We start from the raw sequence: 6001 nt of genomic DNA on the forward strand, positions 1-6001 counted from the left end.
GACGACCTACGAGAAAGGCGCCTGTGTTTCCACAGGCGCCTTTTCTGTCTAACGAAGGGTCGGTTTGTTCAGCGCAGTGAGACGCTGGTTTCGGGCGGCAGCGAGGAAACCTGATCGGTCTCGGAGGATTTCGCCTTTGTCTCCGGCGGCGAAACTTTCGGTGACGCGGGCTTGTCGTCAAGGGTCTCCATCTGCTTCCAGAGTGCAGGTTGGGAAAGCATGGCGCGAAGATAGGCCATGTTGCTGTCGGCAACATTCGGCGGGAGATCCGCGCGGGCGAGCCGTTCGGCCTCGTCGAAGTTGCCCTTCAAGCCCAGGACGATCGCCAGATTCTGCCGCGCATAGGCATCGCCCTTCTGGTCGGCCACAGCCTTGCGGAGCATTCGTTCGGCGGTGTCGAGATCGCCCGTCAGCGCGTGGGACAGGCCCAGATTTGTGAGCACCGAAGGATTGTCCGGCGAAAGGTTCAGCGCCTTGCCGTAGTGGCTCTTTGCCTCGTCATAGCGGCCCATCTGGTCGAGGGTCACGCCGAGAGCCGACTGGATCGTCCAGTCCTGCGGTGCGGTCGCCGCCGCTTCGGTCAGCATGGTATAGGCTTGGTCGGGCCGGCCGCTGGCAGTCAGTGCCTTTCCGAATTCCGAAAGAACGTCTGTATTCTGCGGCGCCTTGATCTGCGCGCGCTGCATGACGGTGAGCGACTGCTCAAGCGAACCGATCTGCCGGAGCGCCTTGGAGTAATGTACGGCGACGCCGGTATCGTTGGGCGAGCGTTCGTATAGTGCGCCCCAATAGGCGGCCGCGGCGACATAGTCCTGCGTCTTGGTGCTTTCGACCGCCGCTTCCCGCAGGGCAGGCTCGTCGATCCGGGCCTGCGCGGCGTCTCTGGCGTTGAGTTCGGTCCCGGCGCCGGCGCCAGTACCCGCCGAAGAGCAGGCCGCGAGCGCGAGAGCGGAGCAGAATGTTGCCGCGACAGCGAGGCCGCGCCTGTGGGCGGCGGGTCGCGAGGTCTGATCGGCGAATGGCTTCATGATGGCATATCCCGGTCCATGGCTTCCGGAGGCCCCCGACGATGTCGGGCAGGGCCATGCTGTGAAGTGATTTTCGGGGAGAGCCGTCAAGAAAGGATTAATTATAAGATCGGACTGATTTGGCGGATTTCCGGCTCCTTGGTCTTTTTTGTTCCGCATTGCCGTGCTGGGATTGGTTTATGGAAATTGGGCAGTGGAAAGAACGGGCAGTGCAGCTGGCGGAGAGGGGGCGTGAAATCGCATCCAGAATCTCCGCGCGCAATCTGGCCATATCCATCGGCGTGGGGGTGGTCGCCGCTCTCGTGCTCCTGTTCTACCTGCGGCCGCCGGCAAGCCTCGAGGAGGCTCCGGAAACGGTCACCTTTTTCCAGATCGGCACGGGCAGTCCGGGCGACGAATATTTTGCCGTTGGCGAGCGGCTGGCGGCGGCCATCAGCCGCCCGCCGGGCTCGCCGCGCTGCGAACGCGGTCTGCCTTGCGGCGTTGCGGGCCTCGTCGCGGTGGCGAAATCTTCTCCCGGTCCCGTGGCGAATGTTCGCGCGGTGAGTGCGGGCAACTACGATTCCGCTCTCGTCGCCGCGCCCGTTCTCGATCTTGCGACGCGCGCCGAAACGCCCTTCCGCGGCGAGAAACCGATCCGCAATCTCCGCGCGATTGCCGGCGTCTATCGCGAGGCGCTCTATCTCATCGCAAGCCGCAACGCGAATGTCGCTTCCATCGCGGACCTCGAGGGCAAGCGCGTTTCCGTCGGCACGCCCGGTTCGGGCACGCGCGAGGCAGCGCTTCCAGTGCTTGCGGTACATGGGTTGGGCCGCCGCACCGTGACGCTCTTCGACTATGATGCGGAGGCGGCCGCGGAACTCATGCTGCGCGGTCAGCTTGACGCGTTCTTCCTTGTCGATGCTCTGCCGTCGGTGGAAATCGCGAGCCTTGCCGATCGCGGCTCGATCGTCATTGTACCGATCGAAGGCGAGGGAATGGAGCAGCTCACACGGCCCGGTGCGAATTTCCAGCCGCTGGAAATTCCCGACGGCATCTATCGCTTCGTGCCCGCGACGAAGACGCTCGGCGTCTCGATGATATGGGTCGTGAACGAAACGGCCGATGCCGATCTCGTCTACCGCATCGTGAATGCGCTCTTCTATGAGGGCAATCATGTGCTGCTGAGCAGCCCTGCCTTGCCCGGATTGCTGCCAGGTGAGAAAGGCGAGGAGGAAGGTCTCGCGATTGCGTCGCTGCCCGTACCGCTGCATGAGGGCGCGGCGCGCTACTTCCGGGAAGCGGGGATATTGTTGCCGGAAGACGGGGATAAAACCCCCTGACTGTCACCGGAATGTCATCGAAACGTCACAGATTTTGCTTCGCCGTTTCTTCCATTTCCGCACCCCTCAGCCAGTCCTGCATGGAGGGCAGCGTCATGATGGCATTCATATAGGCGCGGACCGTACCGTCGTCGCCGAGAGCCTCGAGGTCGACATCGTAGGTCGCGAAGCGCGTCACGACCGGGGCATACATGGCGTCGGTCACGCTGAAGCGGCCGAAGAGGAAGCCCTGGTCCTCCACCGCCTGACGCCCGAAGCGGACCCGCAACCCGCGCCACAGTCCGACGATGTGCCGGGCATCGGCAAGCGCCTCCTCCGTCTGCCCTACGCCGGGATGCTTTTCGAGCACGGCCATGGGCATCTCGCGGCGAAGGTTCTGGAAACCGGAATGCATCTCCGCCGCCGCGCTGCGCGCGAGCGCACGCGCAAGCGCATCGGCGGGCCAGAGCGCCTTCGCCGGGAAGAGATCGGCGATGGTCTCGCAGATCGCGAGCGAGTCCCCGATGACGGCCCCCCGCCACTTGAGCGCCGGCACGAAACCCGTTGGCGAATGGACGAGGATCTGCGCCTTGGTGTCCGTCTGGCGCAGCCGGATCGAGGTCTCGGTGAAGGGGATGCCGGCCTGCCGCATCAGCAGCCAGGGACGCAGGCTCCAGCTCGACCAGTTCTTGTCGCCGATGACGAGTTCGAATTCGCTGCCGGTCATGCTGCCCCCTGTCTCCACAAGTGTGGCCGTTGCAGGCCTTACAGCCACTCTATAAGGTTCCGAGCCAGCAAAATCACGTCTTTCCTCCGAAGGGAGCGCCCGTGCTCGACATCTTCATCACCGACAAGGATGCGGCGGCAACGCCGGTCTGGCTGATCCGCACGGGCGAGGCGGAAGCCTGGTGCGCGACGCATGCGGGCCCCGGCGCCGCGTGGGTCACGACCTCGGGATTCAAGGGCGAGGCGGGCAAGGTGCTGCTTCTGCCGGACGGCTCGGGCGGCCTTGCGGGCGTCCTGCTCGGCCTCGGCGATGGCGCGGACCCCTTCGTCGCGGGTGCGCTGCCCGCATCGCTCCCGGCGGGCGACTACCGCCTTGCGGGCGAAATGCATGGCGACGTCTCGAAGGCGGTCTTCGCCTTCGCGCTCGGCACCTATCGCTTCACGCGCTATTCGGGCAGCGCGCGCGAATGGCCGCGGCTCGTCCTGCCGAAGGGCGTCGACGGCGAAGAGGTGAGCCGTCTCGCCCGCGCGACTTTCCTTGCGCGCGATCTCATCAACACGCCGGCAGGCGACATGAGCCCCGCCGACCTCGCGGCGGCGGCGAAGGAAGTCGCTGCGGCGCATGAAGCTTCCTTCTCCGTGATCGAGGGCGACAATCTGCTGACCGAAAACTATCCGATGGTCCATGCCGTCGGCCGCGCAGCTGCCGTCGCACCGCGCCTCATCGACATGCGCTGGGGCAGGGAAGGCGCACCGAAGGTCACGCTGGTCGGCAAGGGCGTCTGCTTCGACACGGGCGGCCTCGACCTGAAGCCCTCAAGCGCCATGCTGCTCATGAAAAAGGATATGGGCGGCGCCGCCTGCACGCTCGCGCTCGCACAGGCCCTCATGGAGGCGAAGCTCGATATCCGCCTGCGGCTGCTGATCCCCGCCGTCGAGAACAGCGTCTCCGGCAATGCCTTCCGGCCGGGCGACATCCTGAAGAGCCGCAAGGGCCTCACCGTCGAGATCGGCAATACCGATGCGGAGGGCAGGCTCGTGCTCGCCGACGCGCTTGCGGAAGCCGACAGCGAGGCGCCCGACCTCATCATCGACATGGCGACGCTGACCGGCGCGGCTCGCACCGCGCTCGGGCCCGACCTGCCACCCTTCTATACGGATGACGACGCGCTGGCAGACGAGATCGCGGTCTCCGCCGAGGCCATGTCCGATCCGCTCTGGCGCATGCCGCTCTGGAGGCCCTATGACGGCTGGCTCGAAAGCAAGATCGCGGATGTGAACCACGTCTCGGACGGACCCTTCGCCGGTTCCATAACCGCCGCGCTCTTCCTGCGCCGTTTCGTCGAAAAGGCGCAGGCTCATGTGCATTTCGACATTTACGGCTGGGCGCCCAAACCCAGGCCCGGCCGCCCCGTGGGCGGCGAGGCGCAGGGCATTCGCGCCCTCTACCACCTTCTGATGCGCCGCTACGGCGCCTGAGGCTTGCCCCAGCGTAAACGCGAGCTAGACTGATCCGGGCCCGGAACGGAGGTGACGGGTGGGGATCATGGCAGCGCTGGGGGAGGCTATGCCGGATTTAGCATATGGGGGGAACCCGGAGTTGAAGCCCGTACAGGCTTTGTCTCTGTGGCACGACGTCGTTCTGCAGTCGGTCCGCAATGACGGGCCCGACCTTTCGTCGAGGCAACTGGCGATCATGTTCACCGTCTATCTCGACCCGCCGCCGCATACGGTTCGAGGCCTCGCGGCCGCTCTCGACGTTTCGAAACCCGCCGTCACGCGGGCGCTCGACACGCTGGGCAGCCTCGATCTTCTGAAGCGGTCGCGCGACGAGGCCGACAGGCGCAACGTGCTCGTGTTGCGAACGGTGAAGGGCACGGGCTTCATGCAGGAATTCGCGGACCTGATCGTGCGGTCGTCGCGAGGTCTTGTTGCATGAGCCGCGAGCGCGGTCCGGATCATCGCCTCAACGCCTATCGCGACGATCTCGCGGCCGCGCATCTGCGTGGCGAGGTGAACGCCCCGCGCTTCGTGGAGGGCGCGGACCGCATCGTGCGCGCGCCCGTCCTGCCGCTGCTGCGCCGCCCGGAGCCCGCCGCGCCGATGGATACGCAGCTTCTCTACGGCGAGACCTTCCGCGTCTATGAAGAGAAGAGCGGCTGGGCCTGGGGCCAGTCGCTGCTCGACGATTATGTCGGCTATGTCGAGGCGAAGGAACTTGTCTCCCGCCCCGCCACGCCGACGCATACGGTCGCAGCGCTGCGCACCTTCATCTATCCAAAGCCCGACCTGAAGACGCGGCCCGCCATTCCGCTTTCCATGAACGCGAAACTCAAGATCACCGGCGCGCGCGGCAATTTCAGCGAACTCGATACGGGCGGCTGGGTCTTCACCGCGCATCTGGCCGCTGCCGGTGCGCATGTCCGAGATTTCGTTGCCGTCGCCGAGGAGTTCACCGGCGTGCCCTATCTCTGGGGCGGACGCGACAGCATGGGGCTCGATTGCTCCGGCCTCGTGCAGATGTCGCTGGAGCGCGCCGGTATCGCCTCGCTCCGCGATACCGACATGCAGGAGGCGACGCTCGGCGAGGCGCTTCCCGAGCCCATCGACTTCACGAAACTCGCGCGCGGCGATCTCGTTTTCTGGAAGGGGCATGTCGGCATCATGGTGGATGCCGAGCGCATGATCCACGCCAACGCCCATCACATGCGCGTCGCCGTGGAACGCCTCGACATCGCCATGTCGCGCATCGCCCGCTCGGAGGCGGGGCATGTGACGAGCATTAAAAGGCTTGTGAAGCGGTAGGGCGTTTCGCAGTCGAGACAAAAACAACGATGTCATCCCGGGAATAAATCCCGGGATGACACCACTGCTGTCCGGTTTAAATTTTTCCGGGCTGGTTCAAGGCTATGACTTTGCGAGCGAAACGCCTGTTCGCCAGCACTC

At 65.2% G+C, this 6001-nt stretch carries 6 protein-coding genes; 4 read left to right on the plus strand and 2 right to left on the minus strand.

Going from position 1 to position 6001, the window contains the following annotated elements; translation table 11 throughout:
* Positions 1–68: 68 nt before the first annotated feature.
* Complete coding sequence (locus ACKUUH_RS05455; protein WP_407948859.1) at positions 69–1028, minus strand: tetratricopeptide repeat protein; 960 nt, start codon at positions 1026–1028, stop codon at positions 69–71.
* Between the two features lie 209 nt (positions 1029–1237).
* On the opposite strand from ACKUUH_RS05455, the gene ACKUUH_RS05460 reads away from it, so the two are divergent.
* Positions 1238–2350 (plus strand): TAXI family TRAP transporter solute-binding subunit, encoded by a 1113-nt coding sequence (locus ACKUUH_RS05460; RefSeq protein ID WP_407948860.1) that lies wholly within the window; start codon positions 1238–1240, stop codon positions 2348–2350.
* Positions 2351–2375: 25 nt separating this feature from the next.
* Here the strand turns inward: ACKUUH_RS05460 and ACKUUH_RS05465 are convergent, their stop codons facing one another.
* Entirely contained in the window at positions 2376–3056 is a 681-nt protein-coding gene (locus ACKUUH_RS05465; protein ID WP_407948861.1) for a glutathione S-transferase family protein, read from the minus strand.
* 101 nt (positions 3057–3157) lie between these two features.
* Between ACKUUH_RS05465 and ACKUUH_RS05470 the strand changes: the two genes are divergently transcribed.
* The 3 genes from ACKUUH_RS05470 to ACKUUH_RS05480 all read left to right on the plus strand — a co-directional run bounded on the left by ACKUUH_RS05470 (position 3158) and on the right by ACKUUH_RS05480 (position 5860).
* Positions 3158–4534, plus strand: a complete 1377-nt coding sequence (locus ACKUUH_RS05470) for a leucyl aminopeptidase family protein (protein ID WP_407948862.1) — start codon at positions 3158–3160, stop codon at positions 4532–4534.
* An 88-nt stretch (positions 4535–4622) separates the two neighbouring features.
* On the plus strand, positions 4623–4994 hold the full coding sequence (locus ACKUUH_RS05475) for a MarR family winged helix-turn-helix transcriptional regulator (RefSeq protein WP_407948863.1): 372 nt from the start codon (positions 4623–4625) through the stop codon (positions 4992–4994).
* Entirely contained in the window at positions 4991–5860 is an 870-nt protein-coding gene (locus tag ACKUUH_RS05480; RefSeq protein ID WP_407948864.1) for an NlpC/P60 family protein, read from the plus strand. The genes ACKUUH_RS05475 and ACKUUH_RS05480 overlap by 4 nt, the downstream gene beginning before the upstream one ends.
* The last annotated feature ends 141 nt before the right edge of the window (positions 5861–6001 follow it).

The organism is Parvibaculum sp., from assembly GCF_045863935.1.
GTDB lineage: Bacteria > Pseudomonadota > Alphaproteobacteria > Parvibaculales > Parvibaculaceae > Parvibaculum.